At 48.6% G+C, this 1,197-nt stretch carries 2 protein-coding genes; both read right to left on the reverse strand.

Features of this window, described 5'->3' with window-relative positions; translation table 11 throughout:
• Positions 1-104: 104 nt before the first annotated feature.
• Positions 105-908 (reverse strand): epoxyqueuosine reductase QueH, encoded by an 804-nt coding sequence (locus KDK15_RS11230; protein ID WP_257295446.1) that lies wholly within the window; start codon positions 906-908, stop codon positions 105-107.
• A 16-nt stretch (positions 909-924) separates the two neighbouring features.
• The coding region (locus tag KDK15_RS11235; RefSeq protein WP_257295447.1) for a hypothetical protein at positions 925-1,197 on the reverse strand (273 nt) is incomplete at its 5' end.

Consider the following 1,197-nt stretch of genomic DNA (forward strand, 5'->3'; position numbering starts at 1 on the left):
TAGAGTAACTGGCTGGTAAAAAGTTCCATCACGGTCCCACTGTCCGAAGCTGCATTTTCATAGTGAGAGCAAAGGATACTGTTGAAATTTTTGGGGGATGGTCGTCACGAAGATTTAGCGATAATGGCACAGTCGTCTTTTCCGTCCTGTCCATTGGTACTCTGGCCGTAAAAATTCACCAGTCTTTTTATCCGGCTGCGTCCCTGGGCCATTCGGTAGCGATTTGTGTCCCTCAAGCTGTATACGCAACCGCAGTATTCCTGTTGATAGAACGCTTCCCGTTTGGACAGCTCAATCATTCTCTGGCTGCCCCCTTGTTTACGCCAGTTGTAAGTCCAGTAGGTAACGCCGGGGTAATGCCCGGCAGAGCGGATGCCACAGTTATTGATCTGTTCCATGTTCTTCCAGCGTGAAATACCCAGTGTGCTGGAGATCACCGTAAAGTGGTGTTCAAAAGCATAAAGAGCGGTTCGTTCGAATCGCATATCAAAACAGACCGTGCAGCGTTTACCCCGTTCTGGCTCATTTTCCAGGCCCCGGGTGCGGGCAAACCAGTTGTCGGTATCATAATCAGCATCAATAAACGGAATATTGAGCTTGTCACAGAACCGTTTGTTTTCATCCTTGCGAAGCCGGTACTCCTCAGCCGGGTGGATGTTCGGGTTGTAAAAGAATACGGTCTGCTCAATACCTGATGCTTTAATCGCTTCTATCACTTCACCTGAGCAGGGGGCACAGCAGGAATGCAGCAGGATTTTTTCAGCACCATCAGGGGGATTCAGAACAGGACGTTGATAATTTTCCAGGGAGAAAGGCGTGTTTTTCATGGCAGCCATACCGCTCTGACGGATAGAGTGTTTACACAACCGGTAAGCATAGCAAAATATCGTCGTAAACCCTCTATCCAACAGCAGAACCGATGGGTTAATTGCTCCTTTTGGTAAACAGCATTTGTAATGCCCCCTGATGAGCCTCAAATAATTGATGGTAGTTTTGACAAAAGGCGTCTTCATTCGGTTCCACAAGTACCTCAATGGAAGGCGCTATACCTTTTGCCCAACCGGGTAGATAGTACCCATTGGCGGCACACAGTGCATGAATGATCATTTCTACAGTACCACCAGGTCCTCTGACCGTTGGTGCCAGGTGTACATACCACCAGTGAATGCGGGGGATTACCGAAAGGTCACCCGCCAT

Origin of the sequence: Endozoicomonas sp. YOMI1 (assembly GCF_024606345.1) — a bacterium.
In the GTDB taxonomy this organism is placed as follows: domain Bacteria; phylum Pseudomonadota; class Gammaproteobacteria; order Pseudomonadales; family Endozoicomonadaceae; genus Endozoicomonas.